This is a genomic window from Streptomyces sp. CNP082 (genome assembly GCF_059570535.1).
This window is the reverse complement of record NZ_JCANSZ010000004.1, coordinates 76699-101745: the sequence shown is the minus strand read 5'-3', so window position 1 is coordinate 101745 and position 25047 is coordinate 76699. Positions and strand designations below refer to the sequence as shown.

Sequence of the window (25047 nt, the reverse complement as noted above, 5' to 3'; positions counted from 1 at the left end):
GGCACGGGCCTGGCGCGGTTGCGCGCCGGGCCCGTGCCGTACGGGCACCGGTCAGTGCGACAGCCGCTGGTACCGCCGCACCGCCAGCGGCAGGAACACCGCCGTGATCACGACCGGCCACACCAGCGCCATCGCCATCGCGTGCTGCTCGATCCACGAGTCGCCCAGCCGCCCCGGGTTGCCGAACAGCTCGCGCACCGCGTTGGCCGTGGAGGACACCGGGTTCCACATGGCTATCGCGCCCAGCCAGTCCGGCATGTCCGCGGGTGACGCGAAGACGCTGGAGACCATGCCGAACGGGAAGGCGATCGCGAAGAGGTTGCCCGCCGCCTCCTGGTTGGGCACCAGCAGGCCGAGTACCACGCCGACCCAGATCAGCGCGAAGCGCAGCCACAGCAGCAGCGCGAACGCCGCCGCGGTCTCCAGCGCCGTGCCGTCCGAGCGCCAGCCGATGACCAGCGCGATCGACGCCATCACCGCCAGGTCCAGCGCGGCGCCGATGAGGTCGGACACGCCCCGGCCGCTGACGACGGCGGAGGGGGACATCGGCATGGAGCGGAAGCGGTCGGTGATGCCGTGTTCCTTGTCGATGGCGATCAGCATGGCGGTGTTCATGAACCCGAAGGCCATGGTCATCGCGAACATGCCGGGCATCGCGTACGACTTGTAGGCGTCGGCGCCGCCCTCCATCGCGCTGCCGAAGACGTAGACGAACAGCAGCACGGAGACGACGGGGAAGCCGAGCTGCCAGGCGATGTTCGACGGCTGCCGGCGGTAGTGCAGCAGCCCGCGGCGTACGACGGTCCAGCAGTCGGCGAACGCCCACTTCAGCGCCCCGCCGGGGGCCTGCTCTCGGGCGGGGGGCCGGGGGCCCTTGGCGATGCTGGCGGTGGCGGTGGCTGCGGCAGTGGCAGTGGCGGTGTCCGTTTCGGTGTCGGGGCTCATGCGGTTGCGGCCTCCTCCTTCTTGTCCGTGTTCTCTGTCGTCTCCTTCTCCGCCGTGGTGTGGCCCGTCAGGCTCAGGAACACGTCGTCGAGCGTGGGCCGGCGCAGCGCTATGTCGTCCACCGCGACCCCCTCGTCCTGCAGCGTGCGCGCCACCTCCGTCAGTGCCGCGACCCGGTCGGCGACCGCACCGTGCACCCGCAGCTCCTCCAGGTCGATGCTCGGGTCGGCGCCGGAGACCCGGGCGACGGCCTTCACCGCGTCCGGGATCTCCTCCGCCGAGCCGACGACGACCTCGATACGGTCGCCGCCGACCGTGTTCTTGAGGGCGGCCGGGGTGTCGTCCGCGATGGTCCGGCCGTCATCGATGACCGCGATGCGGTCGGCGAGCTTGTCGGCCTCGTCCAGATACTGCGTCGTCAGCAGCACCGTCGTGCCGCCGGCCACCAGATCCCGCACCGCCTCCCAGACCTCGCCGCGGCTGCGCGGGTCGAGGCCGGTCGTCGGCTCGTCCATGAAGAGCACGTCCGGCGCGAGGATCATGCTCGACGCCAGGTCCAGCCGGCGCCGCATGCCGCCGCTGTACTCCTTGGCGCCCTTGTCCGCGGCGTCGGTCAGCCCGAACTGTTCCAGCAGCTCCGCCGCGCGCTCGCGGGAGCGCCGGGGGCCGAGGTGGAACAGCCGGGCGAACATCTCCAGGTTCTGCCGGCCGGTCAGCACCTCGTCCACCGCCGCGTACTGCCCGGCGAGGCCGATCCGCCGGCGCACCTTGACCGGCTCCTTCATCACGTCATGCCCGCCGACGCGGGCCTGTCCGCCGTCCAGGCGGATGAGGGTGGACAGGATCCGGACCGCCGTGGTCTTGCCGGCGCCGTTCGGGCCGAGCAGGCCGTAGACCGTGCCGTACGGGACGGTCAGGTCGAAACCGGCGAGGGCCCGCTTCTCCCCGTAGCGCTTCTGCACGCCGTCCGCCGCGACGGCGTCACCCGTGCTTGCGTTCACACTCTTCCCCCTTATCTGAGTACGCCGTACTCATTTACGCATACGCCGTACGCAGATGGCAAGTCCGCAGCTAGACTGGGGTACATGGCGGCACGGGAACACAGCGGCAGCGGCGACCTCAGCCGCAGCATGGCCCTGCTCTGGGGCATCGAGGAACACGGCAAGCGCGGTCCGAAGCCGGCCATCTCGGTGGACCGGATCGTCTTCACCGCGATCCGCATAGCGGATGCCGAGGGGCTGGAGGCGGTCTCGATGCGCAAGATCGCCGGCCATCTGGGCGTGGGCACCATGTCGCTGTACCGGCACGTGCCCGGCAAGGCCGAGCTGCTCGACCTCATGCTCGACGGCGTCGGCCCCGTCGAGCCGGAGGACGCCGAACGCTTCCGGAGCTGGACCTGGCGGGAGCGGCTGCGCGCCCTGGCCCAGGGGTTCTGGCAGCACTACCTCGCCCACCCCTGGCTGCTCCACGTCGACCAGGGCCGGCCGGTGCTCGGCCCCAACGGGCTGGACGGCTTCGAGCTCGCCCTCAGCGGCTTCGACGAACTGCCGCTCACCGACCAGGAGAAGGTCGGCTTCGTCACCGCCGTCGACGCCGCCGCCTCCGGCCTCGCCCGGACGCACGTCAACGCCAGGCAGGCGGAGGAGCGTACCGGGATCAGCGACCAGGAGTTCTGGGAGGCCCAGTCTCCGGCGCTGGAGAAGGCGATGGAGTCCGGGCGCTATCCGCGGATCGCGAAGCTCGCCGAGAACGCCTTCTCCGGGGCGCCCGAGGAGGCGTTCATGTTCGCGGTCGACCGGATGCTGGAGGGCCTGGAGGCACTGCTCGACGCCCGCCGTGCGGCGGGGTGGACACCGCCGCCGGTCTCCTGGCGGGTCTCCGACGTGATGGACGGGCCCGCGGGGAGCGCGCCGGGGTGCCATGAGGAAGAGCACGCCTGAGGGCTCCGCGCGCCCGTTCTGTCTGCAGGGCCCCGCGCGCCCGTTCTGCCTTCAGGGCCCAAGCCCCGCACACCCACCCCAGGGTAGGCCGCCCCACCGACAATCACGTCTCCGTACGACCGCCGGGCCCGGCCCCGCGCCCCCTGCTCCCGGTCCCGGTCCCGGTCAGTCCGCCCGCGGGCGCCGCGCCAGCGCGCGGCGCAGCAGCAGCACCGCGCCGACACCGCCGCCGACCAGCAGCACCGACGTCACCGGGCTGCGGTCCTCGTCGTCCCCGTCCCCGCTCGCGCCGTCCCCGGCACCGCCCCCCGGCTCACCCGAGCCGCCCGACTCCGACGACGACTCGCCGCCCCCCTCGGCCTCCCGCCAGATCAGGTCGCTCTGCTCCCCCTCGCTCCCGAAGACGATCGCCGACCCGTCCGCCGTGTACGTCATCGACTCACCCTGCGACTGCAGCGGCGCGTCCAGCCGCCCGGCCTCCTCCGGCTTGCCGTTCTCGAACCGGTACATCCGCCCGCCGAGGTAGCTGCGCAGCGCCATCCGTGTGCCGTCCGGCGAGAACGCCCCGTCCGTCACCCACAGGTTGACCGGCCCGACCCGCCGGAAGATGTTCATCGACCCCGTCGACAGCTCCTTGGGCCCGGCGTACATCGCCGCGCCCCCGTCCTTCTTCTTGCTCACGATGTACACGCGCCCCGTCTTCGGGTGCACCAGCAGCGCCTCGGCGTCCCGCGGCCCGTCCTCGTACTGCACCTCGTACTGCACGGCGTCCACGGTCGCGTTCCTGAGCTGCTTCGGCTCGGGGAAGCGGTAGACCCACACGTACGACCAGGAGCCTCCCATGTTGTCGCCGATGTCGCCGACGTAGAGCTGGTTGCCGGGACCGAGGGAGATGGCCTCGACGTCGCGCGGCTCCCCTATGCCGCGCAGCGTGATCGTGGCCAGCGTCTCGCCGGTCTCGCCGTCCACGGCGTAGATGTACGGGCCGTCGTCGGAGTCGTTGTGCGTCCAGTACACGCCCTCGTGCTGCCGGCTGGCGGCCAGGCCGCTGGACTCGGTGATACGGGGGTCGGTGAGTATCACGTCGTCCTGTGCCGCGGCGGGCGGGGCGTACGCGGCGGAGGTCGCCACCGCCGCCGCGGTGAGCAGGGCGGCGGCGGTCGGCAGGCGGTGGGCGCGCATGGTGCCAAGCCTGCCATGTCCGCGCCCGTACGCGGACCGGATGCGCCCCCGCTCCGCGCGCGATGTGCTTGCTTCGAGCGCGCTCGAAGGAGTTGGCTTGATCCTCATGAGGTATACGCAGTTGGGACGTACGGGACTCAAGGTCAGCCGCCTCGTGCTCGGCACCATGAACTTCGGGCCGCACGCCGACGAGGCCGACAGCCACGCCATCATGGACGCCGCCCTCGACGCCGGCGTCAACTTCTTCGACACCGCCAACGTCTACGGCTGGGGCGAGAACAGGGGCCGTACCGAGAAGATCCTCGGCACCTGGTTCGCGCAGGGCGGCGGGCGCCGCGACAAGGTCGTGCTCGCCACCAAGGTCTACGGCTCGATGGCCGCGGACCGCGGCACCACCTGGCCCAACCACGACCGGCTCTCGGCGCTCAACATCCGCCGCGCGGTCGACGCCAGCCTCCAGCGGCTGCAGACGGACCACATCGACCTCTACCAGTTCCACCACGTCGACCGGCACACGCCGTGGGACGAGATCTGGCAGGCGATCGACGTCCTCGTCCAGCAGGGCAAGATCCTCTACGCCGGCTCGTCCAACCACGCGGGCTGGCACATCGCGCAGGCCAACGAGGCGGCGCGGCGGCGCGGCTCGCTGGGTCTGGTCAGCGAGCAGTGCCTGTACAACCTGCACGAGCGGCGCGCCGAGATGGAGGTGATCCCGGCCGCCGAGAGCTACGGCCTCGGCGTCATCCCGTGGTCCCCGCTGGGCGGCGGGCTGCTGGGCGGCGCGCTGCGCAAGGAGCGCGAGGGCGGCGCGGCGCGGTCGGCGGATGCGCTGTCGAGCGACGCGGTGCGCGCGAAGGTGCAGGCGTACGAGGACCTGGTCGCCGGACACGGCCTGGACCCGGCGGAGGTGGCCCTCGCCTGGCTGCTGACGCGCCCGGGCGTCACCGGCCCGATCGTGGGCCCGCGCACGAAGGAGCAGCTCACGTCGGCGCTGCCGGCGCTGGACCTGACGCTGTCGGACGAGCTGCTGGCGTCGCTCGACGAGATCTTCCCGGGGCCGGGGCCGGCGCCGGAGGCGTTCGCGTGGTGAGCGTGGTGCGCGTTCGGTAGCCGGGGGCTCAGCCGCCGAAGGCGGCGGCGATGGCGACGACGGCGAAGATCAGCACGAGCGTGGCGCTGACGACACGGATGCGGGTCTTGGCGTTCACGCGTACGAGCTTACGGGCCCGCCGCCCCGAGAGGGCGGCGGGCCCGCGCCATTGGCGCGGGCCGTGACGACTCACCGTGAGTATCGTTGTACTACCGGCTGCGGCGTTTGGGCGGCAGCGGGGAGGAGCGGCACGATGACCGTCGTGGAGACCGACAGGATCGAGATGGCCGACAAGAGCGACGAACTCACCCTCGACGTGATGTTCGAGTGGCTGGAGCGCATGCCCGTCCCCGAGGGATACAAGGTTGAGATCGTCGAGGGGAATATCTACATGTCGCCGCAGCGGCAGACGCACTGGGAGATCACGCTCGCCATCATCGAGCAACTGCGCGGCCGGTATCCCCGGAAGCGCATCGCCTCCGACGTCCGCATCGACTTCCCCGGGTACCTGAACGGCTTCGCCTCCGACGTCACCGCGTTGGCAGAGAACGCCGTGCGCGGGACTGGGAACCGCTGGCGCCCGCAGGACGTGGAGTTCGTGGCCGAGGTGATCTCCAAGAGCACCGCCGCCAACGACTACGGCCCGAAGAAGGCCGCGTACGCCACTGCGGGCGTGCCCGCCTACCTGATCGCCGACCCGTACACCGGCAAGTGCCATCTCTACAAAGTGCCCAGGGACGGCGAGTACCGCAGCGAACTCACCATCGACTTCGGTGAGCAGATCGACCTCACCGACACCCCCGTCGGACTCAAGCTGGCCACCGACGAGTTCCCCCGCGACTGACAGTGACTGAGCCCCGCGCTACGTCCCGCCCCCGCCCAGGGGCCACGTGGCCAGGGGCTCGTAGTCGGGCTGGGCGCCCGGGTGACCCGGGGGTGGGGGGTGGCTCTGGACCAGGGTGAGGTCGGTGATGTCGCGTCGGGCGGTGGTGAAGTCGCGCAGGGCGTACGTGAACGGGGTCAGGTCCGTGCCGGCGCCGTGGCGCTGGCGGGCCAGGGTCAGGTGCGGGTGGTAGCACCGCTCGGGGGCCTGCCGGGCGCCCCTCGGCGCCGTCGGCGGCACCCCCGACGTGCGGCGGCCCGCCGCCCCCGCGCCCGCCGCGAGCCGGCCCAGCTCCTCGACGTCGCCGGCCGCCCCCGTCCACAGCAGCGTGTCGGAGAACCGCCCGCCCCCCGTCAGCCGCAGTCCGACCGGCCCCCGGCGGCGCCGCGCCGCCCGCGCCAGCCGCTCCCCCAGCTCCGGGACGGACCAGGCCGGCACCTCTCCGTAGAACGCGACCGTGACGTGCCACCCCTCCGGCTGCACCCAGCGCAGCCGCCCGGCGCCGGGCAGCCGCCGCAGCCGCTCCACCGCCGCAGCCAGGTCAGCCAGCACCTCCGCCGGGGGGATCAGGGCCGCGAACAGCCTCACCGGAACCACCTCACGGGGACAGCCTCACCGGGGCCGCCGCGCGGGGACCACGTCGCGGGGACGACCTCAACCAGACCGCCGCACCGGGACCACCTCGACCGGACCGCCACACCGGGATCATCTCACCGGCGCCGTCTCAGTCCGGGAACCGTCTCAGTCCGGGAACCGTCGCCCCACCCACCGCCACGCGAACTCCAGCAGCACCGACGCCGCCACCGCGACCCCCACCGCCGTCCACGGCATCTCCGTACCCACCAGCTTCAGCGCGAAGAAGTCCTGCAGCCACGGCGTGACCAGCACGATCACGAACCCCAGCGCCATCGTCACGACCAGCCCGACCCGCCACCACGTGTACGGCCGCGCGATGATCGCCAGCACCCACATCGCGATCAGGAACAGCGTCAGCGTCGCCGCCGACGTCTCCGCGTCCAGCGCGCCGTGCCCCGAGTAGTGCCGCCGCGCCAGCATGTACGTCAGGAACGTCGCCGTCCCCGCGATCAGCCCCGCCGGGATCGCGTACCGCATCACCCGGCGGACGAAGTGCGGGCGCGCCCGCTCCTTGTTCGGCGCCAGGGCCAGGAAGAAGGCCGGCACGCCGATCGTCAGCGTCGACAGCAGCGTCAGGTGCCGCGGCAGGAAGGGGTACGGCACCTGGGTGGCGACGACGAGCAGCGCGAGCAGCACCGAGTAGACCGTCTTGACCAGGAACAGGTTCGCGACCCGCTCGATGTTGCCGATGACCCGGCGGCCCTCGGCGACCACCGAGGGGAGGGTGGAGAAGCTGTTGTTCAGCAGGACGATCTGCGCGACGGCCTTCGACGCCTCCGAGCCCGAGCCCATGGACACGCCGATGTCCGCGTCCTTCAGCGCCAGCACGTCGTTGACGCCGTCGCCGGTCATCGCCACGTCGTGGCCCCGGGACTTCAGCGCGGCGACCATGTCCCGCTTCTGCTGCGGGTTGACGCGGCCGAAGACCGCGTTGTCGTCGAGGACGGCGGCCATCTCGTCGCGGTCCTTCGGCAGCGTGCGCGCGTCGACCGTACGGTCCGCGCCCGCCATGCCCAGCTTCGCGGCCACCGCGCCCACGGACACCGCGTTGTCGCCCGAGATGATCTTCGTTTCGACCCGTTCCTCCGCGAAGTACCTGAGGGTCTCGGAGGCGTCCGGGCGGAGCCGCTGCTCCACGACGACCAGCGCGGCCGGCTCGACGTCGCGCGCCACCTCCGGGTCGTCCAGCTCCCGGGCGGCGCGGGCGAGGAGCAGCACGCGCAGGCCCTGCGCGTTCAGGTCGTCGATCTCGGCGAGCGAGGCGTCGCCGGCCGGCAGCAGCACGTCGGGGGCGCCCAGCAGCCACGTACCGGCGCCGGCGGCGAAGCCCGCGTCGCTGAACGAGGCCCCGCTGTACTTGCGCGCCGAGGAAAACGGCAGCGCCTGCGTGCAGCGCAGCTCCTCGGTGTCCGGGTACGCCTCGACGATGGCCTGCAGGCTGGCGTTCGGCCGCGGGTCGGACGAGCCGAGCGCGCCCAGCACCCGCCGTACGCCGTCCTCCGCGGCGCCGCCCAGCGGGCGCAGCTCGGTGACGTCCATGCCGCCCTCGGTGAGGGTGCCGGTCTTGTCGAGGGCGACGACGTCGACCCGCGCGAGCCCTTCGATCGCGGGCAGCTCCTGCACGAGGCACTGCTTGCGGCCGAGCCGGATGACCCCGATCGCGAACGCCATGGAGGTGAGCAGCACCAGCCCCTCGGGCACCATCGGCACGATGCCGCCGACCATGCGGCGGATGGCGTCCTGCGGGCCCTCGTTCTCGACCACGAGCTGGCTGATGACCAGGCCGATGGCGGCCGGGATCATCATGTACGTCACGTACTTGAGTATCGTGCTGATGCCGCTGCGCAGCTCGGAGTGGACGAGCGTGAAGCGCGACGCCTCCTCCGCCAGTTGCACGGCGTACGCCTCGCGCCCCACCTTCGTCGCCGTGAACGCGCCGCCGCCGGCGACGACGAAGCTGCCGGAGAGCACCTTGTCGCCGGGCTGCTTGACGACGGGGTCGGCCTCGCCGGTGAGCAGGGACTCGTCGATCTCCAGGCTGTCGGACTCCAGCACCTCGCCGTCGACGACGACCTTGTCGCCGGGGCCCAGCTCGACGAGGTCGCCGAGGACGATCCCGGCGGTGGGGATCTCCTGGGTCCGGCCGTCGCGGCGCACCTGCGGCTTGGCCTCTCCTATGACGGCGAGGCTGTCGAGGGTCTTCTTGGCGCGCAGCTCCTGGATGATGCCGATGCCGGTGTTCGCGAGGATCACGAAGCCGAAGAGGCTGTCCTGGATGGGCGCGACGGCCAGCATGATGATCCACAGGACGCCGATGATGGCGTTGAAGCGGGTGAAGACGTTGGCGCGGACGATGTCGGCGGTGGAGCGGGAGGAGCGTACGGGGACGTCGTTGACCTCGCCGCGGGCGACGCGCTCGGCGACCTCGGCGGTGGTGAGCCCGTCGTGGCGCCGCGCAACGGCAGCCGCCTCCGTGCCCGTTGCCCCGCCCGCCTGGCCGTCCGCCGTACTGTCCGCCGTGCCGTCCCGTTGCCCGTCCGGCTTTCCGTCCCGTTTCCCGTCCTGCGCCCCACCCGGCCCGCCGCCCGGCTCCGGCCCCTCGCCGCCGTCGGAGGCTGTCTCGACCCGCTGCGTCATGCGTACGACGTTACGTGTTCGGCTGAGCGCCTGCGCGCCCGCCCCGGGCGAGCGCGGCCTCGCGGCGGCGTACGTACCAGATGCCGACGAGGCCGAGGCCCGCGCCCGCGAGGCACGTCCACAGCCACCACAGGCGGTCGTGGTCGTCCAGCCAGCCGACGAACGGCAACTGGATCAGGAAGAGCACCAGCCACAGCACGGTGCCGCCGACGGTCACCGCCATGATGTCGCCCTCGAACGGCTCCGGCGCGGGATGCCTGTACGCCTTCTTGGCCATGTCACCAGGGTACGGGCAGGTCGCGGCGGCATACTGAGCGGGCGCCGAAGTCCGGCCGCTGTTCAGCGCGAAGGTCACGCATGCCCCCCACAGCGAAGACCGCCGGCACCGGCCCCGCCAGCGGGCCCCCGCCTTCCTCGCCCCTCGACGCCTACTTCCACATCTCGCGGCGCGGCTCGTCCATCACCCAGGAGCTGCGGGGCGGGCTGGCGACGTTCTTCGCCATGGCGTACATCATCGTGCTGAACCCGATCATCCTGGGCTCGGCGACGGACAAGTTCGGCCACAGGCTGGACCACGGCGAGCTGGTCACGGCCACGGTGCTGGTCGCCGCGGTGACCACGCTCCTCATGGGCGTCCTCGGCAACGTCCCCGTGGCGTGCGCCGCGGGCCTGGGCCTCAACGCGGTGGTCTCGCTCCAGCTCGCGCCGGAGATGGCGTGGGCGGACGCGATGGGCATGGTGGTGCTGGCGGGGCTGATCATCATGCTGCTGGTGGCCACGGGGCTGCGGGAACGGGTGATGTCCGCGATCCCGGACGGCCTGCGCAAGGCCATCGCGATCGGCATCGGCCTGTTCATCGCCCTCGTCGGCCTGGTCGACGCGGGCTTCGTCACCCGCAACCCGGACTCCGCGCACACCACCGTCCCGCTCACCCTGGGCACCGCGGGCCGCCTGGAGGGGTGGCCCGTGCTGGTCTTCCTGCTGGGCCTGGGGCTGACCTTCGTGCTCCTGGTCCGCCGCATCCGCGGCGCGATCCTGGTCAGCATCGTGACGATGACGCTGGTCGCGATGGTCATCCACGCGGTCGACGACCTCCCGGAGGACGCGTGGGGCCTGACCGCCCCGGTGCTCCCCCACACCGTCGTCGAGGCTCCCCACTTCGGCCTGCTCGGCGAGGCGAGCCTCTTCGGCGGCTTCCGCGAGGCGGGGATCCTGACGGGCTGTCTGTTCGTCTTCACCGTGCTGCTGTCCGGCTTCTTCGACGCGATGGGCACGATCCTCGGCGTCACCGAGGAGGCCCACCTCCTCGACGAGCACGGCCGCCTGCCGGAGATGAACCGGGTCCTCATGGCCGACGGCGCCGCCGTCGCCCTCGGCGGCGCCGCCTCCGCCTCGGCGAGCACGGCCTTCGCGGAGTCCACGGCGGGCGTCGGCGAGGGGGCGCGTACGGGCCTGGCGAACCTCGTCACGGGCGCGATGTTCCTGCTGGCGCTGGTCTTCACCCCGCTGGTGACGATCGTCCCGTCCCAGGCGGCGACGCCGGCGCTGGTGGTGGTCGGCTTCCTGATCATGGCGTCGAACATCGGCAGCATCGACTGGTACGACCTCACGATCGCGGCCCCGGCGTTCCTGACGATCGTCCTGATGCCCTTCAGTTACAGCATCACGGTCGGCATCGGCATGGGCTTCCTGGCCCACGCGCTGCTGCGTACGGTGGCGGGCCGCCCGAAGAGCGTCCGCCCGGCGCTGTGGGTGACGTCGGTGGTGTTCGTCGTCTACTTCGCCCTCGACCCCGTCGAGCGCTGGCTGGGCCTCGACTGACAGTGCGCCGCCCGGGCCCGTAACCTCCTCTGTCCCGGCTCACTCATTTTACTTAGATAAAGTAATGAGGTACTCTAATGAACATGCCTGACCTGTCCCAGGAGGAGAACGCCGCCGCGGTGAACTCGCTCCGCTCCGCGATCATGCGGCTGACCCGCCGGCTGCGGCACCAGCGCGTGGACGAGTCGCTGAGCCCGACCGAGATGTCGGTGCTCGGCACGCTCTTCCGCTGCGGTCCCCTCGGCCCCGGTGAGCTGGCGCGCAAGGAGCACGTACAGCCGCCGTCGATGACGCGCATCGTCGCCATGCTGGAGACCAAGGGGCTGGTCCGGCTGGAGCCGCACCCGGAGGACCGGCGGCAGAAGGTCGTCAGCCAGACCGAACAGGCCGTCGCGATGCTCGAGGAGAGCCGCCGCAAGCGCAACGCCTGGCTGGCAGACCTGGCCGGCGGGCTGTCCGAGGAGGAGTGGGCCACGCTGCGCGCCGCCGCGCCGGTGCTCGAAAAGCTCGCTCACCTGCCGATGCAGGAGGCCGCACCACGCTGACGAAGGACGATGACCGGAGGAGAAAGCCTTGAGTACGGGACCCGGAGCAGACTCCGCACCCGCACCCATACCCGATGACTACGAAGAAGAGGAGCGCAGGAAACAGGGCACGTTCAGCTCACTGAGGATCCGCAACTACCGGCTCTTCGCCGGCGGCCAGGTGGTCTCCAACACCGGCACCTGGATGCAGCGCATCGCCCAGGACTGGCTGGTGCTCAGCCTCACCGGCTCCGCCACCGCCGTCGGCATCACGACCGCGCTGCAGTTCCTGCCCATGCTGCTCTTCGGCCTCTACGGCGGCGTCCTCGCCGACCGGCTGCCCAAGCGCAAGCTGCTCTTCGCCACCCAGGCGTCCATGGGCCTCATCGGCCTCGCGCTCGCGGCGCTCACGCTGAGCGGAGCCGTGACGGTGTGGCACGTCTACCTCATGGCGTTCCTGCTCGGCCTCGCCACCGTCGTCGACAACCCGGCGCGGCAGGTGTTCGTCGCCGAGCTGGTCGGCAAGGACCAGATGCAGAACGCCGTCAGCCTCAACGCCGCCAACTTCCAGACGGCCCGCCTGCTCGGGCCGGCCGTGGCCGGTGTGCTGATCACCGCCGTCGGCAGCGGCTGGGCGTTCCTGCTCAACGGGCTGTCGTTCCTCGCCCCCATCACCGGGCTGCTGCTCATGCGCACCGCGGAGCTGCACCGCGTCGAGCGCGCGCCGCGCGGCAAGGGGCAGTTGCGCGAGGGCCTGAAGTACGTCGCCGGGCGGCCCGAGCTGCTGTGGCCGATCGTGCTGGTCGGCTTCATCGGCACGTTCGGCTACAACTTCCCGATCTGGCTCACGGCGTACGTGGACGAGGTCTTCCACGGCGACGCCGGCACCTACGGACTGCTGAACTCGCTGATGGCCGCCGGCTCCCTGGGCGGCGCGCTGTTCGCGGCGCGGCGCGGCGCCAGCCGGCTGCGGCTCGCGGTGGTCGCGGCGGTGGCGTTCGGCGTGCTGGAGATCGTCGCGGCGGTGTCGCCCGCGTTCTGGCTCTTCGCGGCGCTGCTGGTGCCGGTGGGCGCGTTCGGGCTGCTCTTCAACACGACCGCGAACGCCCACATCCAGCTCACCACGGACGAGGCCATGCGCGGGCGGGTGATGAGCCTGTTCGTCATGGTGTTCGTCGGCGGCACGCCGATCGGCGGGCCGGTCGTCGGCTGGGCGACGGACGCGTTCGGCGCCCGGATCGGCTTCCTGACCTGCGGGGTGATCTCGGCGGTCGCGGCCGTCACGGTGGGTCTTGTGCTGGCCCGGGTCGGCGGGCTGCGGCTGCGGATAGACCTGCGGCGGGGGCGCAAGCACGTCGCGTTCGTCCCGTCGCAGCGGGCGGAGGAGCTGGCCCCGGCGGCGTGACGCCGGGGCGCTCCCGTACGGGCCCTCAGTCGAACCAGCGGGCCTCCTCCAGCTCCCGCGTGCGCGTCGGGTCCTCCAGCAGCGCCGCCGCCTCGAACCGCCGCTGCCACTGCCCCGTCGCCCACGCAAGACCCGCGGCCAGCCCTTCCATCGTCGCCGCGTGGACCGTGCCGTCCGGGGTGCGGCGCCAGTCGAGTTCGGCGCCGCCGGCCGTCAGGTGTTCGTGTTCCTCGTACGTCGCCGGGGTGTCCGGGCCCAGCAGGTCCCGTACGGGCTGCGGGACCTCGCGGGTCTCGCCCGCCGTCTCCACCCTGGCTGCCGTCGCCTCGTATGCCTCCGTCAGCCGCCGCACCTGCAGCAGCTCCCCCAGCGCCGCCGCCTGCGGCGGGGCGACCGGGAGCAGGGGGCGGCCGGTGGCCAGCGGCACCAGGTCGGGGGCGTCCGCGACGAGGGCTTCGCCGGCCGGCACCACCTCCGTGGCGCCGTCGCGGACCGCGCGGAGGTCGTCCGGGAGGGTGACGTCGGCGGGGTCGAGATCGGCGAGGAGGGTGTACAGGGCGTGGAGCTGGGGCGGGGTGACGTCGCTCGCGGGGTCGGCGAGGCGGGCCAGCAGCTCCGCGGCGCCGCCCGGTTCGTCCAGGAGCGCGGCGGCGGAGGTGCGTACGCCCAGGGCCCGCAGCACCTGCTCGTCGGCGACCGCGGAGGCGTCGGCCGGCTCGTACAGCCCGGTGAGCAGCGGGTCGCCGCCCGCGGCGCGCAGGCCGGCGGGCGGGCGGCCGTCGAGCACCGGGTTGCCGCGCAGCCACCAGGCGGTGTACGGGCGTACGAGGTGCGCCTCGCCGTCCGGCAGCAGGACGCGCGCCGGGCGCGTCAGGGCCTCGCGCAGCGGCGGGCGGGAGAGCAGCGCGAGCGCCTGCGGCCAGTGCGCGTCGTCGACCAGGTCGAGGTCCCGTACGCCCACCAGATCGGTCAGCACCGGCGGCACGGGGGTGTCGGGCAGTTGGTCGAGGACGTCCTCGCACCACACGTCGACCGCGTCGAGCAGCCCGGCGTCGTCGGCCTGGGGGTAGGGGTCGTCGCGGGGCTCCAGCTCGTCGGGGTCGAGGACGACGTCCTCGGCCCGTACGAGCACGAAGTCCGCCTGCACCCCGACCGCCGTCAGCGGCTCCCGGCCCCACCGCTCGACCAGGTCGGCGGCGCAGACCGCCAGCTCCCCCGGCCGGATGACGGCGGCGAACGGGCTGCCGGGGCAGACGAGTTCGGCGGCGGGCGCCGGGTCGCCGTCCTCGTCGGGCAGCGCGAGGGCGCCCAGCCACGGCTCGTCGCCCGGTTCGAGGTGCGCGTCGCGTACCAGCCCGAGGACGATGTCCGCCAGTTCCTCCGGATCCGGCGCGCCCTGCTCGGGCCCCTCGTCGAACCACACCTCCCCCGCGTCCAGCGACCCCGCCACCGCCGCCCGCACCTGCGGCGTCGTCAGCACGGCGCGCGGCGTGGCGGGCACGGCGCCCAACTGCTCCAGCACGGGGTGCGCGGCGACGGGGTCGGCGACGCGCAGCCCGAGGCGGGCGAGGCGGGCGGACTGGCCGGGGTGGTGGGGGTGGCCGGACTGGTCGCCGGGGCCGCCGGCGGGCAGCAGCACCTGGCGCGGGCCGATGACGACGCGGCCGTCGGCGAGCGGTACGGGCAGGCCGCTCAGCTCCTCGGGGTCGGTGCCGGCGAGGGAGTCGTAGAGGCCGTGCCACCAGGCGGCGGGGCGCTCGACGCCGCTGAGCCGCTCGACGAGTTCGCCGAGCGGCACCCGCGCGACGCCGAGGGTGCGCAGCTCGCCGCGGCGCTCCAGGCCGGCGGGCAGCAGGTGCGGGAAGACGTCGCCGAGCCGGCGCACCGTCTCGGCGCCGGCGCCCTCGGCGACGAGCGCGTCGCGGGGGCGCAGCGGCTGCGGCTTGGCGCCTTCCTCGGGCACGGCGGGCGGCAGGAACGCGACGCCGGGGAGGAGTTGCAGGATGCCGGCGCGCAGGGCGCCGTCCAGCTCGCCGCGGCCGAGGGGGCCGGGGACGAGGTCGATGGTGCCGGGGGTCAGCGGGTCCCAGTCGGCGAGGAGTCCGGCGTACGCGTCGGCGGCGCGCTCGACGAGGAAGTCGGTGAGCGGGCCGGGGGCGAGGTGGCGGCGGGTGGGTTCGAGGGGGAAGGAGGCGATGAGGAGCGCGGGGACGCCGAGGGGTTCCTCGGTGGGGGTGGGGGCGTGGAGTACGGGGGCGGTGGCGGGTGCGGCGGGGGTGCCGTCGGCGGCGACGGGGACGGCCCAGGTGACGGTCCAGGTGGGGCGGAGGCGTTCCTCGACGGGGCGGTCGGCGAGGAGACCGGGGTCGAGGCGGCCGGCGGCGGTGCGGGTGCGGTAGCGGGTGGCGGTGGGCGGCTCGGCGGCGTGGGGCTGTCGGTCCGTACGGCCGGTGTCCTCGATGACCGTGTACGGGCCGTCTTCGCGGCGGCGCAGCGTGCGTACGCCTTCGGGGGCCTCGACGACGACCTCGGCGAGGCCGGGCAGGGCGAGCAGGAGCGCGTCGTCGATGCCGGCGAGCAGGCGGACGGCGAGGGCGGCGGCGGCCGGGTCGCGCAGCGGCAGGCGGACGGCGGTGTCGTACCCCTCGGGCACGGCCGGGGCGTCGGCTTCCGCGAGGGGCAGGGGGAGGCGGAGCAGGGGGACGTGGCCCTCACGGCGGGCGGCCTCGTCGGCGAGCGCGGGGTTGCGCTCGGCGGCCGTACGGACCAACTCCCGCGCCTCCGCCAGCGACCACCGCACCCGCGCGCCGCCCCGCGAGACGGCCTCCGGCGCGTCGCTGACGGCCAGCACGGCGGAGAACCCGACCCCGAACCGCCCGACGGCCTCGCCGGTGTCCTCCCCCCGCTTGGCGGACGCCCGCAGCGTGGCCAGCGACTCGACACCGGCGGCGTCGAGGGGGGCACCGGTGTTGGCCACGGTCAGCACCCCGGCGGACTCCGCGACCCCGACGGCGGACTCCGGGCCCGCTGTCAGCGTCAACCGGAGGCGCCCCGACGCCCCCGTGCGGGCCGCCGCGTCTGCCGCGTTCTGCGCCAGCTCGACCACCAGGCGGTCGCGGTAGCCGCCGAGGGCCAGGTCCTCCTCCGCGTTGGCGTCCTCCCGGAAGCGGGCGGCCGATGCCGCCCAGGCGTCGAGCGCCGCGGTGCGCAGCCGGTCGGTGGGGTCGACCAGGGGGTCCAGGGGGTCCACTGAGGCTCCTTGTCGCGGGGGGTGCCGGTCGCCGCAGCGTATTCGGTCCCCCGCCGCATACGCGCGGCGCACCGCCCGCCACCGGTGGCGGGCGGTGCGCGCGGGGGCGAGAGGGTGCCCGTACGCGCGGTACGGTCGAGAGGTCAACAGCGCACGGCCGTAGGGGATTCGGTGGGCATCGAGAGCGACCAGCTCGTATACGACTACCTGAGCCGCGTCGGCGACATCGCACAGCAGCGTGCCCTGCCCTCCGGGCAGCGCATGCGGCTGGTCAACGAACTGCGGGCCGGCATCGACAAGGTGCGCGCCGCCGAGGGCGCGCACAGCGTGGCCGCGGTGAAGCAGGTGCTCGCCCGGTTCGGCAGCCCCGGGGACATCGTCGAGGCCGCCAAGCGGGACCCCGCCTCCGCGGTGCCGGATGTCGCGGTGCAGCCCGGGGAGCCGCCGGCCGGGGGCGGCGGGCTGACGTCGCGGCTGCCGCGACCGCGGGTGGGCGGGTCCGAGAGGTGGCTGGGCAAGCTGCCCCGGCCCCGTACCGGCACCGAGCCGGGGCGCCAGAAGCCGAGGCGGCCCGCGCCCGAGGTGCCCGGGCCCGCGCCCGAGGACTTCACCCCGCCCGCCGAGCCGCCCCCCACCGCCGCCGCCCCGCCGCACCTCGCCGGCGAGGACGAACTCGACTCCGCGCACGCCGACCCCGACTGGTGGCGGGTGGAGCCCGCGCCGTTCGCCGGCCCGATGCCCGGCGCCGGCAGCGGCGCCGACAACATGCCGGGGTTCACCGGCGGCATCGAGATCCCGGAGCTGTTCGAGCAGCCGGAGCAGCAGGACGGCGACGAGGGGGAGAAGGGCGGGCAGAAGGGCGACGGCACGGGCGCCATGGGACGTGCCGCGCGCGCCGCGAGGGCGGCCAGGGACGCGAACGCCGGGCGCGCGGCCCGCGCGGCGAAGGCCAAGCAGGCCCGCCGCGAAGCGGCGGAGGCCGAGGCCGAGGACGACTTCGAGGACGAGGAGCCCGCGGCCCCGAGCCGCCGCGGCGCCGCCACCCGCGAACTCCTGCGCAGCGCAGGACTGCTGGAGGTGCTGGCGATGGGCGCGCTGCTGGGGGGCGCCGCGCTCGGTCAGTGGATGGCCTCGGTCGTCGGCTGGGCGCTGGTGTACACCTCGCGCCGGCTGTCGATGACGGAGAAGAAGTGGGCGGCGCTCGGCGTGCCGGGCACGGTGGGGTTCGCCGGGCTGGCGTGGCTGTGGGGGCGGAATCAGGGGCGGTGGGGCGAGCCGTTGAAGGACGGCACGCTTGGGCAGGAGTTCGAGAACATGCTGCCCGCCCTCGTCCAGTTCGCGGCGGTCGCCTCGACGCTCTTCCTGCTGTGGCGGGCACGGCGGCGGCTGCGCGGATAGGGCCGGGCAGGGCGGAGCTGTACGGCACCGTCCCCCGACGCCACAATGAGGCCCACGACTCCGCAGAGAGGCAGCCCCATGAGCAACTCCCCCGTCGGCCTTGTCGACCTCGCCTCGTGGCGCTCCGGCGGACCCGAGGAGCGGCAGCAGGTCCTCGACCGGCTCGACGCGTCGCTGCGCGGGACCGGGTTCGTCATGGTGACCGGCCACGGCGTGGACCCCGCCCTGCGCGAGCAGGTCAGGAAGGCCGCCCGTACGGCCTTCGACCTGCCGCCCGCGGTCAAGGACGGCTACCGCAACGAGGGCAACGGCGGCTGGACCGGCCCCGGCGGCATCTCCGCGGGCGCCATCCAGGACGCGGCGAGCCTCCCGGACCTGGTGGAGCTGTGGAGCCTGTATCCCCACCACCCGGGAGTGTGGCCGGCCGAGGCGCCCGCGCTGCGGGAGCCGCTTGAGGAGTACGCGCGCCAGATGCGGCGCCTCTCACTCGACCTGCTGGAACTCCTCGCCGCCGCTCTCGGCGAGCCCGCCGGCTTCCTCACCCGCTACGACGCGGACGCGGCCTGGACGTGCAACGTCAACTGGTACGGGAGCAGGCAGCAGACCGGCGAGCCGCGCCCGGGGCAGTTCCGCCTCGGCGCGCACCAGGACTGGGATCTGATGGCCGTACTGGACCGTCAGCACGGCCTGGGGTGCCTGCAGATCCGCACGGGCCCGTCGGACGACGCGGACCCGGAGGCCGGCTGGGAGGACGCCCCGTACCACCCGGAGGCCGACGCCCTGACCGTCAACCTCGGTGAGCTGGGGGCCATGTGGAGCAGCGGGCGGTGGCGGGCGGGCTGGCACCGCGTGCTGCCGCCGCCGGCGGACGCGCCGGCGGAACAGCTCATGTCGCTGGTCTGGTTCTACAACCCCGGCCCAAAGACGCCGATGCCCCCGGCCGCCGCCGCGCAGGGGGAGGCCGCCGCCACCGTGGGCGAGTTCCTCGACGAGCGGCTGAAGGCCATCCTCCTGTCCTGACGCCGCAGGCAGCAGGCACAATCGACGTGTGCCTACTCCCTTTTCTCCGCCGCCCTCCGCCCCATCGCCGGCGTTCACCGTCGGCTTCGACCTGGACATGACCCTCATCGACTCCCGGCCGGGAATCAAGGCGGTGTACGAGGCGCTCGTCGCCGAGACCGGCGTGTACATCGACACCGACCTCGTGACCTCCCGCCTCGGCCCGCCGGTGGAGAGCGAGCTGGCGAACTGGTTCCCCGCCGACCGCGTGGCCGCCCTCGGCGACCGCTACCGCGCCCTCTACCCCGACCACGGCGTCACCCCCGCCACCGCCCTGCCCGGCGCCGCCGCGGCGATCGCGGCGGTGCAGGCCGCCGGCGGCCGGGCCCTCGTGGTCACCGCCAAGAGCCGGCCGCTGGCGAAGCTGCACGTCGACCACCTGGGCCTGGCCCCGGACGCGGTGGTCGGCGGGCTGTGGGCGGACGCGAAGGCGCAGGCGCTGACGGAGTACGGGGCGTCGGCGTACGTCGGCGACCACGTCGGGGACGTCGCGGGGGCGCGGGCGGCGCGGGTGCTGTCGGTGGCGGTGACCACGGGGCCGTGCCCGGCGGCGGAGCTGCGGGCGGCGGGGGCCGATGTCGTACTGCCGGATCTGACGGCGTTCCCGGAGTGGCTGGCGGCGTACCGGGCGGAGGCCCGGGGCGGCGCGGGCGGCGGCCGGGGCGCGTAACGCCGCGGGCCTGTGCGCCGCCGCGCTACGGCGCCGCCTGCCCGGCCGCCTGCCGGGCCGCGCGCCGGGCCGCGGCGGCGGAGCGGAACAGCCCGGCAAGCGCCAGCCCGAAGCCGGCGCCCATCAGCATCGACACGAGATACGCGGCTGTCGGCAGCGGGTCCGCCCCGATGAAGAACGGGATGAAAGTGACGAGCGTGCCGAGTGCGCCGACGAGGAAGACGATCGCCCCGGCGCGCACGAGCAGGTCCCCGGGGCGGGAGGTTCCGGTGTTCACGCAACCAGAGTAGGCGTCGTCGCCGGTGGCGGGGGATATGCGCTGAGGAAGCACCCGGCGACATCTTGTCACCACGCGGGGGACCATTAGCCTTGAGGTGGCGGGTCACTGGACCCGCTCTCCTGCTCTTTCAGCAGCGAGTACGGAAACGAAGACAGGGCGACGACACGTGCCTACCGGCAAAGTCAAGTGGTTCAACAGCGAGAAGGGCTTCGGCTTCCTCTCCCGCGACGACGGCGGTGACGTCTTCGTGCACTCGTCGGTGCTGCCGGACGGGGTGGAGACGCTCCGGCCGGGTCAGCGCGTCGAGTTCGGCGTGGTGGCCGGGCAGCGCGGCGACCAGGCGCTGTCCGTGACGCTGCTGGACCCCACCCCGTCGGTCGCCGCCGCGCAGCGGCGCAAGCCGGACGAGCTGGCGTCGATCGTGCAGGATCTGACGACGCTGCTGGAGAGCGTGACGCAGCAGCTCGAACGCGGCCGGTACCCGGACAAGGCACACGGCCGCAAGATCGCCGGGATGCTCCGGGCCGTCGCCGACCAACTGGACATCTGAGGACGCCGGGCGGAGAAGGCTTCCGCTGCCCGAGCTCCCCGGCGGGACACCCCGGGCGGGTTGCGGGTGCGGGTCGGGTCGGGTCGGGTCGGGTCGGGTCGCCGGACGACATCGGCCGGCGGGGGCCTGTGCCGGGGGCCCCGGCCGTCGGACGGCCCGGGTGGGGTGCGAGGCCGCGATGGGGCGGGCGGGTGCACGCCGCCGGGCAAAAGTCGAGCACCATGGGCGATTTGCACCAGTTTCACGGAGGGGCAACCCCGACTTTGTCCCGCGGACACACACGGACCGCCCCTCCGTCGGCTGATCCACCGGGGGCAGCCGGGGCGGCGGCGCGGGCCGCTCGGCGGCGCTCACGGTCACGCCTTCCCGCGGCAACGCGGGCACCAGCAGGGCGGGTAGACGCCGCCGGGCTGGAGAACCTCGAAGTCGCGGTCGTAGAAGCGTTTCTGACGCCCCCAGGTACGCCCGCCGTCGCGGGACACGCGCAGCGTCATGCGAGGACGGTCAGACGGTGGCTGAGGCGCGGGTCGATGTGGCGTGGCGGGCACTCAGGCCACCTCCGTGCCGTGGATGAGGTGCGGCCCGATGTCGATGCCGGCGCGGTGGCGTCCCAAAGCGGGCAGTAGGCGACTCAGCCGTTCGAAGATCCTGGCGATACAGTGCGGCATGTCGACGCTCCTTCGTAGCGTGGGCCACCCCCCCGGGCCGTTCGCGCGGTCGCGGGGGTCTGTTACGCACCGAGGGTCGTGGACTGTGTGCATTTCCGGCATCACCATGGGGTATTGCCGCGGTGGTAATACACTCGCCCCGCCTTCAGATCCGGCGCACCGCATGGCTACGATCACCTCGGAAGCGAAAGCCGCTCACCATGGCCCCCACCGATAGCCCGCTCTGTGCAGAGGTCCTCGATCGGGACGACCTGCGCCGAGCACTGGCAGAGCACGACTTCGCCTCCGCCTTCAGCCTCATCAAGAAGTGGGGCGGCTTATCGCAGAACAGGATCGCGTCGGCGTGCGGGCTCACCCCTGGCAAGGTGAGCCGGATCATCAGCGGGGCGCAGCAGGTCACCTCCTTCGATGTCCTCTGCCGCATCTCTGACGGCCTGCGGATTCCCGGGCTCTTGATGGGTCTGGCCCCGCGACCGTGGGAGGCGCGCAGCAAGCCGCGCGAGGAGCCCACTCCACGTGCGCTGTCAGCGGCTGGGGGCGGTCTTCCGGACACTGTGTGGCAGGCCGATGCCACCACGGAGTTGGCCGCCCGCTTGACAAGGAACGATCTCATGATGGACCGCCGCGCACTTACTCAGGCTTTGACCAGCGCCGTCATCACCGGCGCTCCCCTGCTCGACTCGCTTGAGGGCTGGCTTCAGCGCCCAGCACCTCCTGCACAGGCGCCCAGACGGCGTGGCCGCCTCGGCGTCCGTGAGGTACAGGAGCTGGAGGCCATCGCGCGAGCCTTCCGTCACTGGGGGCATCGGCGCGGCGGCAGCCTGCACCGCAAGGCTGTCATCGGCCAGCTTAATGCGGTCGCGACGGCCCTCGACGAGCACCAGGCACCTCTGATCGAGCAACGCCTGCACCGGGTCATGGCCCAGCTCGCTGGCAGCGCCGCCACGATGGCATGGGACTCCGGGATGCAGCGTCACGCTCAGAAGTACTACCAACTCGCTCTTCGATCCGCACACGCAGGCGACGACACCGCCTTCGGAGCCAACATCCTCGCCGGGATGGCACGACAGATGCTGTACGCAGACCGGGTGGCCGACGCGGAAGCGCTGGTACGCCTGGCCCAGGATGGGGCGCGGAACACCGCCGGACCGCGGGTGCGCGCGATGCTGCATACACGCGAGGCATGGGCCTATGCCGCAGGTGGCCGGGTGCAGGCATTCTGGCGGGCGACCGGCCAGGCCGCCGAAGTCCTCGCCACTGCCGACGACAAGACAGAGCCGTACTGGATCGAGTACTTCTCCGATGCCGAGCTTGCCGGAGTGACCGGCGGGCGGCTCCTTGACCTCGCGCGGAGAGAGCCCCGCTACGCAGAGACAGCGGCGCAGCACATCCGCCAGGCCCTCGCCGATCGCGGTCACGACGCGGGCCGCAGCCACGCCCTTGACAGCATCGGCCTCGCCGAGTGCCATTTCCTCTCCGGCGATGTCACCGGGGCAATCGAGCAGACCCACAGGGCAGTTGACGCCGCCTCCCGGACTCACAGCGCGCGAGTCCGCGTTCAGCTCGGCCAGCTCTACCCCTATACGGTGGGCCGTGAAGCGACGCGGGCCCTGCGCGAGGCACGGGACAGGATCCGCACGCTGCTGGCCGACTGAGGAGGACCGTGACCACCCTCGCCGTAACCGGGCACATGGACCTGACCGACGACAGCATCCCAGCTATCCGCGCCGCACTCGACAAGTTGCTCACCCCGCACGCAGACGGGCACCTCGTCGGCATCTCATGCATCGCCAAGGGAGCGGACAGCCTCTTCGCAGAGGCGGTCCTCGCAGCCGGTGGCCGGCTCGTCGCGGTCATCCCCTCGCGAGACTACCGGCAGACCAAGGTCAAGCCCGATCACGCAGGTCTCTTCGACCGGCTCCTCGACGAGGCAGCCGAAACGGTGGTCATGCCGTACGGAACCGCGAATCGCCGCGCCTACGAGGCAGCCAACCGCACACTGCTTGAGCGGGCAGACAGGCTCGTCGCGGTCTGGAACGGCGAACCGCCGTCAGGAAAGGGCGGTGGCACCGCGGACACCGTCCTGGAAGCCCAGGCCGCTGGCATCCCCGTTGACGTGGTGTGGCCGAACGGGGCAGCACGGCACTCTTGACGTGAAGCTGCACGGCATGTTGACCAGTTCCCACGCACGTCGGCGATCCCCAGGGCGCACACGAGTCCTCCCGACGGAGGCGGGTGTCGCTCAAGTCGGTGCCGAATCTGGTGGCCCGCGGCGAGGTCCGCAGCCCGTCCGCGGTCTCGGCCCTGCTGACGCTGCAACACCTGCCTCCCAGTCAGAACGCGGGTTCCGCGGCGGCCACGGGGTGACAAGCGGGGCACCGCCCGATGTGCGGGGGCGCGGAGTGGGCGGGGCCGGGGCCCGGGGGGGCGTAGTCGCCGCTACGGGAACGCCAGCGCGTCCGGGGCGACGGGGGGCACCAGGCCCTCCGCCGCCGCCTTCGTGAGCAGGCCGCGCACGGCCGCGTAGCCGTCCTCGCCGAGGTCGGCGGTGAACTCGTTGACGTACAGGCCGATGTGCTGGTCCGCCACCGCGGGGTCCATCTCCTGCGCGTGCTCGCGCACGTACGCCCGCGAGGCTTCCGGGTCCTCCCACGCCATCCGCACCGAGGCGCGGGCCGCGGCGGCGAGCGCGTGCAGCGTCTCGGCACCGAGGCCGCGGCGGGCGACGATGGCGCCGAGGGGGATGGGCAGGCCGGTGGCGGCCTCCCAGTGCTCCCCCATGTCGGCGAGGCAGCGCAGGCCGTAGTCCTGGTAGGTGAAGCGGGCCTCGTGGATGACGAGCCCCGCGTCGACCTTGCCGTCGCGGACGGCGGGCATGATCTCGTGGAACGGCATGACGACGACCTCGCCGACGCCGCCCGGCACTTCGGCCGCGGCCCAGAGCCGGAAGAGCAGGTAGGCGGTCGACCGCTCGCTGGGCACGGCGACGGTGCGCCCGGTGAGATCCCCGGGCTGCTGCGCGGTGGCGGTCAGCACCAGCGGCCCGCAGGCCCGGCCGAGGGCGCCGCCGCAGGGAAGCAGGGCGTAGCGGTCGAGGACGTAGGGGAGGACGGCGTACGAGACCTTGAGCACGTCGAGCTCGCCGCGTTCTGCCATGCCGTTGGTGACGTCGATGTCGGCGAAGGTGACGTCGAGCGGCGGGGCGCCGGGGACGAAGCCGTGGGCCCAGGCGTGGAAGACGAAGGTGTCGTTGGGGCAGGGGGAGTAGGCGATCCGGAACGGCTGGGTGTCTGGGGTGTCCGGGGTGTCCGGGGTGTCCGGGGTGTCCGGGGTGTCCGGGGTGTCCGGGGTGTCCGGGGTGTCCGGCGAGGTCATCGGGGCTCCTCTGGGTGGGGTGGGGCGGCGGGGTCGGGGAGGGCCGTGAATGCGGTGGTCAGGGCTTTCAGCGCCTCCGGGATGCGCCACGCGGCGCGGTCGCGGGGGCCCACGGTGTTGGACACCGCGCGGATCTCCAGCACCGGGACGCCGTACCGGGCGGCGGCCTCGGCGACGCCGAAGCCCTCCATCGCCTCCGCCGCGGCGCGCGGATGGCGCCGCAGCAGTTCGGCGGCCCGCTCGGCGGAGCCCGTCACGGTGGACACGGTCAGCACGGTGGCCAGTATCGCGCCGGTCGCCTCCGCCGCGGCCCGCGCTGCCGCCGGTGGCGGGCGGTGCGCGACGGTGCCGAAGCCCAGCTCCGTGACGGGCACGAAGCCGTCGGGTGTCTCCGCCCCCAGGTCCGCGGCCACGATCTCGTCCGCCACCACCACCCCGCCCACGGGCGCGGCGCCCGGGAAGCCGCCGCCGATCCCGGCGGCGATGACGAGGCCGTACGGAACGGGCGCCGCCGCGAGCGCCGTGGCGGTGGCCGCCGCGGCAGCCGCGGGGCCCACCCCGCCGGTCACGACGTCGTAGCCCCGCCCGGCCCGGCCGACGGCCTCGGCCTCGGCGGCGACGGCAGCGATGACCAGCACCCGCGCCCCGTGCACCCGCGCCCCGTGCGCCTGCACCCGCGCCTGCGCCGGCTCCGGTCCCTGCTCCTGCCCGCCCCCGGACATCAACTCCGCCGT

General features: G+C 73.4%; 23 protein-coding genes. 12 read left to right on the top strand and 11 right to left on the bottom strand.

The annotated features are described in order from the left end of the window. Window positions 1-51: 51 nt before the first annotated feature. A complete protein-coding gene (locus B124_RS04830; RefSeq protein WP_496501375.1) occupies window positions 52-945 on the bottom strand; it encodes an ABC transporter permease in 894 nt (297 codons plus the stop codon). Beyond that, entirely contained in the window at window positions 942-1946 is a 1005-nt protein-coding gene (locus tag B124_RS04825; RefSeq protein WP_496501374.1) for an ATP-binding cassette domain-containing protein, read from the bottom strand. The genes B124_RS04830 and B124_RS04825 overlap by 4 nt, the downstream gene beginning before the upstream one ends. 84 nt (window positions 1947-2030) lie before the next feature. Between B124_RS04825 and B124_RS04820 the strand changes: the two genes are divergently transcribed. Beyond that, window positions 2031-2885 carry a TetR/AcrR family transcriptional regulator gene (locus B124_RS04820; protein WP_496501373.1) on the top strand — a complete coding sequence of 285 codons (855 nt, stop codon included), beginning with the start codon at window positions 2031-2033 and terminating at the stop codon, window positions 2883-2885. A 165-nt stretch (window positions 2886-3050) separates the two neighbouring features. Here B124_RS04820 and B124_RS04815 read toward each other — a convergent pair whose 3' ends face one another. Beyond that, window positions 3051-4067 (bottom strand): TolB-like translocation protein, encoded by a 1017-nt coding sequence (locus B124_RS04815; protein ID WP_496501372.1) that lies wholly within the window; start codon window positions 4065-4067, stop codon window positions 3051-3053. Window positions 4068-4173: 106 nt separating this feature from the next. Between B124_RS04815 and B124_RS04810 the strand changes: the two genes are divergently transcribed. Both B124_RS04810 and B124_RS04805 read left to right on the top strand, forming a co-directional pair. Continuing rightward, complete coding sequence (locus tag B124_RS04810) at window positions 4174-5157, top strand: aldo/keto reductase (protein ID WP_496501554.1); 984 nt, start codon at window positions 4174-4176, stop codon at window positions 5155-5157. A 253-nt stretch (window positions 5158-5410) separates the two neighbouring features. Further along, the gene (locus B124_RS04805; protein ID WP_496501371.1) at window positions 5411-6001 is read left to right on the top strand and encodes a Uma2 family endonuclease; all 591 of its coding nucleotides are present in this window, start codon (window positions 5411-5413) and stop codon (window positions 5999-6001) included. Between the two features lie 18 nt (window positions 6002-6019). On the opposite strand, the gene thpR is transcribed toward B124_RS04805, so the two are convergent. From thpR to B124_RS04790, 3 genes are all read right to left on the bottom strand, one after another. After that, entirely contained in the window at window positions 6020-6628 is a 609-nt protein-coding gene (gene thpR / locus B124_RS04800; protein ID WP_496501370.1) for an RNA 2',3'-cyclic phosphodiesterase, read from the bottom strand. A 153-nt stretch (window positions 6629-6781) separates the two neighbouring features. Then, window positions 6782-9313 carry an HAD-IC family P-type ATPase gene (locus B124_RS04795; RefSeq protein ID WP_496501369.1) on the bottom strand — a complete coding sequence of 844 codons (2532 nt, stop codon included), beginning with the start codon at window positions 9311-9313 and terminating at the stop codon, window positions 6782-6784. A 10-nt stretch (window positions 9314-9323) separates the two neighbouring features. Beyond that, on the bottom strand, window positions 9324-9590 hold the full coding sequence (locus B124_RS04790) for a DUF2530 domain-containing protein (RefSeq protein WP_496501368.1): 267 nt from the start codon (window positions 9588-9590) through the stop codon (window positions 9324-9326). A gap of 80 nt (window positions 9591-9670) precedes the next feature. Between B124_RS04790 and B124_RS04785 the strand changes: the two genes are divergently transcribed. From B124_RS04785 to B124_RS04775, 3 genes are all read left to right on the top strand, one after another. Further along, window positions 9671-11134, top strand: coding sequence for an NCS2 family permease (locus B124_RS04785; protein WP_496501367.1), 1464 nt, complete (start codon window positions 9671-9673; stop codon window positions 11132-11134). A gap of 83 nt (window positions 11135-11217) precedes the next feature. Continuing rightward, a complete protein-coding gene (locus tag B124_RS04780) occupies window positions 11218-11679 on the top strand; it encodes a MarR family winged helix-turn-helix transcriptional regulator (RefSeq protein ID WP_496501366.1) in 462 nt (153 codons plus the stop codon). A 28-nt stretch (window positions 11680-11707) separates the two neighbouring features. Further along, entirely contained in the window at window positions 11708-13063 is a 1356-nt protein-coding gene (locus B124_RS04775; RefSeq protein ID WP_496501365.1) for an MFS transporter, read from the top strand. Between the two features lie 25 nt (window positions 13064-13088). Here the strand turns inward: B124_RS04775 and B124_RS04770 are convergent, their stop codons facing one another. Then, on the bottom strand, window positions 13089-16313 hold the full coding sequence (locus tag B124_RS04770) for a sacsin N-terminal ATP-binding-like domain-containing protein (RefSeq protein WP_496501364.1): 3225 nt from the start codon (window positions 16311-16313) through the stop codon (window positions 13089-13091). 171 nt (window positions 16314-16484) lie between these two features. On the opposite strand from B124_RS04770, the gene B124_RS04765 reads away from it, so the two are divergent. From B124_RS04765 to B124_RS04755, 3 genes are all read left to right on the top strand, one after another. After that, window positions 16485-17711 (top strand): hypothetical protein, encoded by a 1227-nt coding sequence (locus B124_RS04765; protein WP_496501363.1) that lies wholly within the window; start codon window positions 16485-16487, stop codon window positions 17709-17711. Between the two features lie 78 nt (window positions 17712-17789). Further along, on the top strand, window positions 17790-18731 hold the full coding sequence (locus B124_RS04760) for a 2-oxoglutarate and iron-dependent oxygenase domain-containing protein (protein ID WP_496501362.1): 942 nt from the start codon (window positions 17790-17792) through the stop codon (window positions 18729-18731). 28 nt (window positions 18732-18759) lie between these two features. Further along, the gene (locus B124_RS04755; protein ID WP_496501361.1) at window positions 18760-19440 is read left to right on the top strand and encodes an HAD family hydrolase; all 681 of its coding nucleotides are present in this window, start codon (window positions 18760-18762) and stop codon (window positions 19438-19440) included. Window positions 19441-19465: 25 nt separating this feature from the next. Here B124_RS04755 and B124_RS04750 read toward each other — a convergent pair whose 3' ends face one another. After that, the gene (locus B124_RS04750; protein WP_496501360.1) at window positions 19466-19717 is read right to left on the bottom strand and encodes a hypothetical protein; all 252 of its coding nucleotides are present in this window, start codon (window positions 19715-19717) and stop codon (window positions 19466-19468) included. 169 nt (window positions 19718-19886) lie between these two features. Here B124_RS04750 and B124_RS04745 point away from each other — a divergent pair, with 169 nt between their 5' ends. After that, window positions 19887-20270: a cold-shock protein gene (locus tag B124_RS04745; RefSeq protein ID WP_496501359.1), complete on the top strand. Its 384-nt coding sequence runs from the start codon at window positions 19887-19889 to the stop codon at window positions 20268-20270. Window positions 20271-20626: 356 nt separating this feature from the next. Here B124_RS04745 and B124_RS04740 read toward each other — a convergent pair whose 3' ends face one another. After that, on the bottom strand, window positions 20627-20764 hold the full coding sequence (locus B124_RS04740) for a hypothetical protein (protein ID WP_496501358.1): 138 nt from the start codon (window positions 20762-20764) through the stop codon (window positions 20627-20629). A gap of 374 nt (window positions 20765-21138) precedes the next feature. Here B124_RS04740 and B124_RS04735 point away from each other — a divergent pair, with 374 nt between their 5' ends. Next, complete coding sequence (locus B124_RS04735; protein WP_496501357.1) at window positions 21139-22593, top strand: NsdA family TPR-like regulatory protein; 1455 nt, start codon at window positions 21139-21141, stop codon at window positions 22591-22593. Window positions 22594-22601: 8 nt separating this feature from the next. Next, entirely contained in the window at window positions 22602-23090 is a 489-nt protein-coding gene (locus tag B124_RS04730) for a hypothetical protein (RefSeq protein ID WP_496501356.1), read from the top strand. A 287-nt stretch (window positions 23091-23377) separates the two neighbouring features. Here B124_RS04730 and B124_RS04725 read toward each other — a convergent pair whose 3' ends face one another. Further along, window positions 23378-24313 carry a 1,4-dihydroxy-6-naphtoate synthase gene (locus B124_RS04725; protein WP_496501355.1) on the bottom strand — a complete coding sequence of 312 codons (936 nt, stop codon included), beginning with the start codon at window positions 24311-24313 and terminating at the stop codon, window positions 23378-23380. Continuing rightward, on the bottom strand, window positions 24310-25035 hold the full coding sequence (locus B124_RS04720; RefSeq protein WP_496501354.1) for a futalosine hydrolase: 726 nt from the start codon (window positions 25033-25035) through the stop codon (window positions 24310-24312). The genes B124_RS04725 and B124_RS04720 overlap by 4 nt, the downstream gene beginning before the upstream one ends. Window positions 25036-25047: the final 12 nt, after the last annotated feature.

Coding starts and splice junctions, on each gene's coding strand:
- B124_RS04810 (WP_496501554.1), top strand. CDS start 4,174: ATGAGGTATACGCAGTTGGGACGTACGGGACTCAAGGTCAGCCGCCTC.
- B124_RS04735 (WP_496501357.1), top strand. CDS start 21,139: ATGGCCCCCACCGATAGCCCGCTCTGTGCAGAGGTCCTCGATCGGGAC.
- B124_RS04805 (WP_496501371.1), top strand. CDS start 5,411: ATGACCGTCGTGGAGACCGACAGGATCGAGATGGCCGACAAGAGCGAC.
- B124_RS04820 (WP_496501373.1), top strand. CDS start 2,031: ATGGCGGCACGGGAACACAGCGGCAGCGGCGACCTCAGCCGCAGCATG.
- B124_RS04720 (WP_496501354.1), bottom strand. CDS start 25,035: ATGTCCGGGGGCGGGCAGGAGCAGGGACCGGAGCCGGCGCAGGCGCGG.
- B124_RS04740 (WP_496501358.1), bottom strand. CDS start 20,764: ATGACGCTGCGCGTGTCCCGCGACGGCGGGCGTACCTGGGGGCGTCAG.
- B124_RS04780 (WP_496501366.1), top strand. CDS start 11,218: ATGCCTGACCTGTCCCAGGAGGAGAACGCCGCCGCGGTGAACTCGCTC.
- B124_RS04830 (WP_496501375.1), bottom strand. CDS start 945: ATGAGCCCCGACACCGAAACGGACACCGCCACTGCCACTGCCGCAGCC.
- B124_RS04790 (WP_496501368.1), bottom strand. CDS start 9,590: ATGGCCAAGAAGGCGTACAGGCATCCCGCGCCGGAGCCGTTCGAGGGC.
- B124_RS04815 (WP_496501372.1), bottom strand. CDS start 4,067: ATGCGCGCCCACCGCCTGCCGACCGCCGCCGCCCTGCTCACCGCGGCG.
- B124_RS04785 (WP_496501367.1), top strand. CDS start 9,671: ATGCCCCCCACAGCGAAGACCGCCGGCACCGGCCCCGCCAGCGGGCCC.
- B124_RS04760 (WP_496501362.1), top strand. CDS start 17,790: ATGAGCAACTCCCCCGTCGGCCTTGTCGACCTCGCCTCGTGGCGCTCC.
- B124_RS04795 (WP_496501369.1), bottom strand. CDS start 9,313: ATGACGCAGCGGGTCGAGACAGCCTCCGACGGCGGCGAGGGGCCGGAG.
- B124_RS04725 (WP_496501355.1), bottom strand. CDS start 24,313: ATGACCTCGCCGGACACCCCGGACACCCCGGACACCCCGGACACCCCG.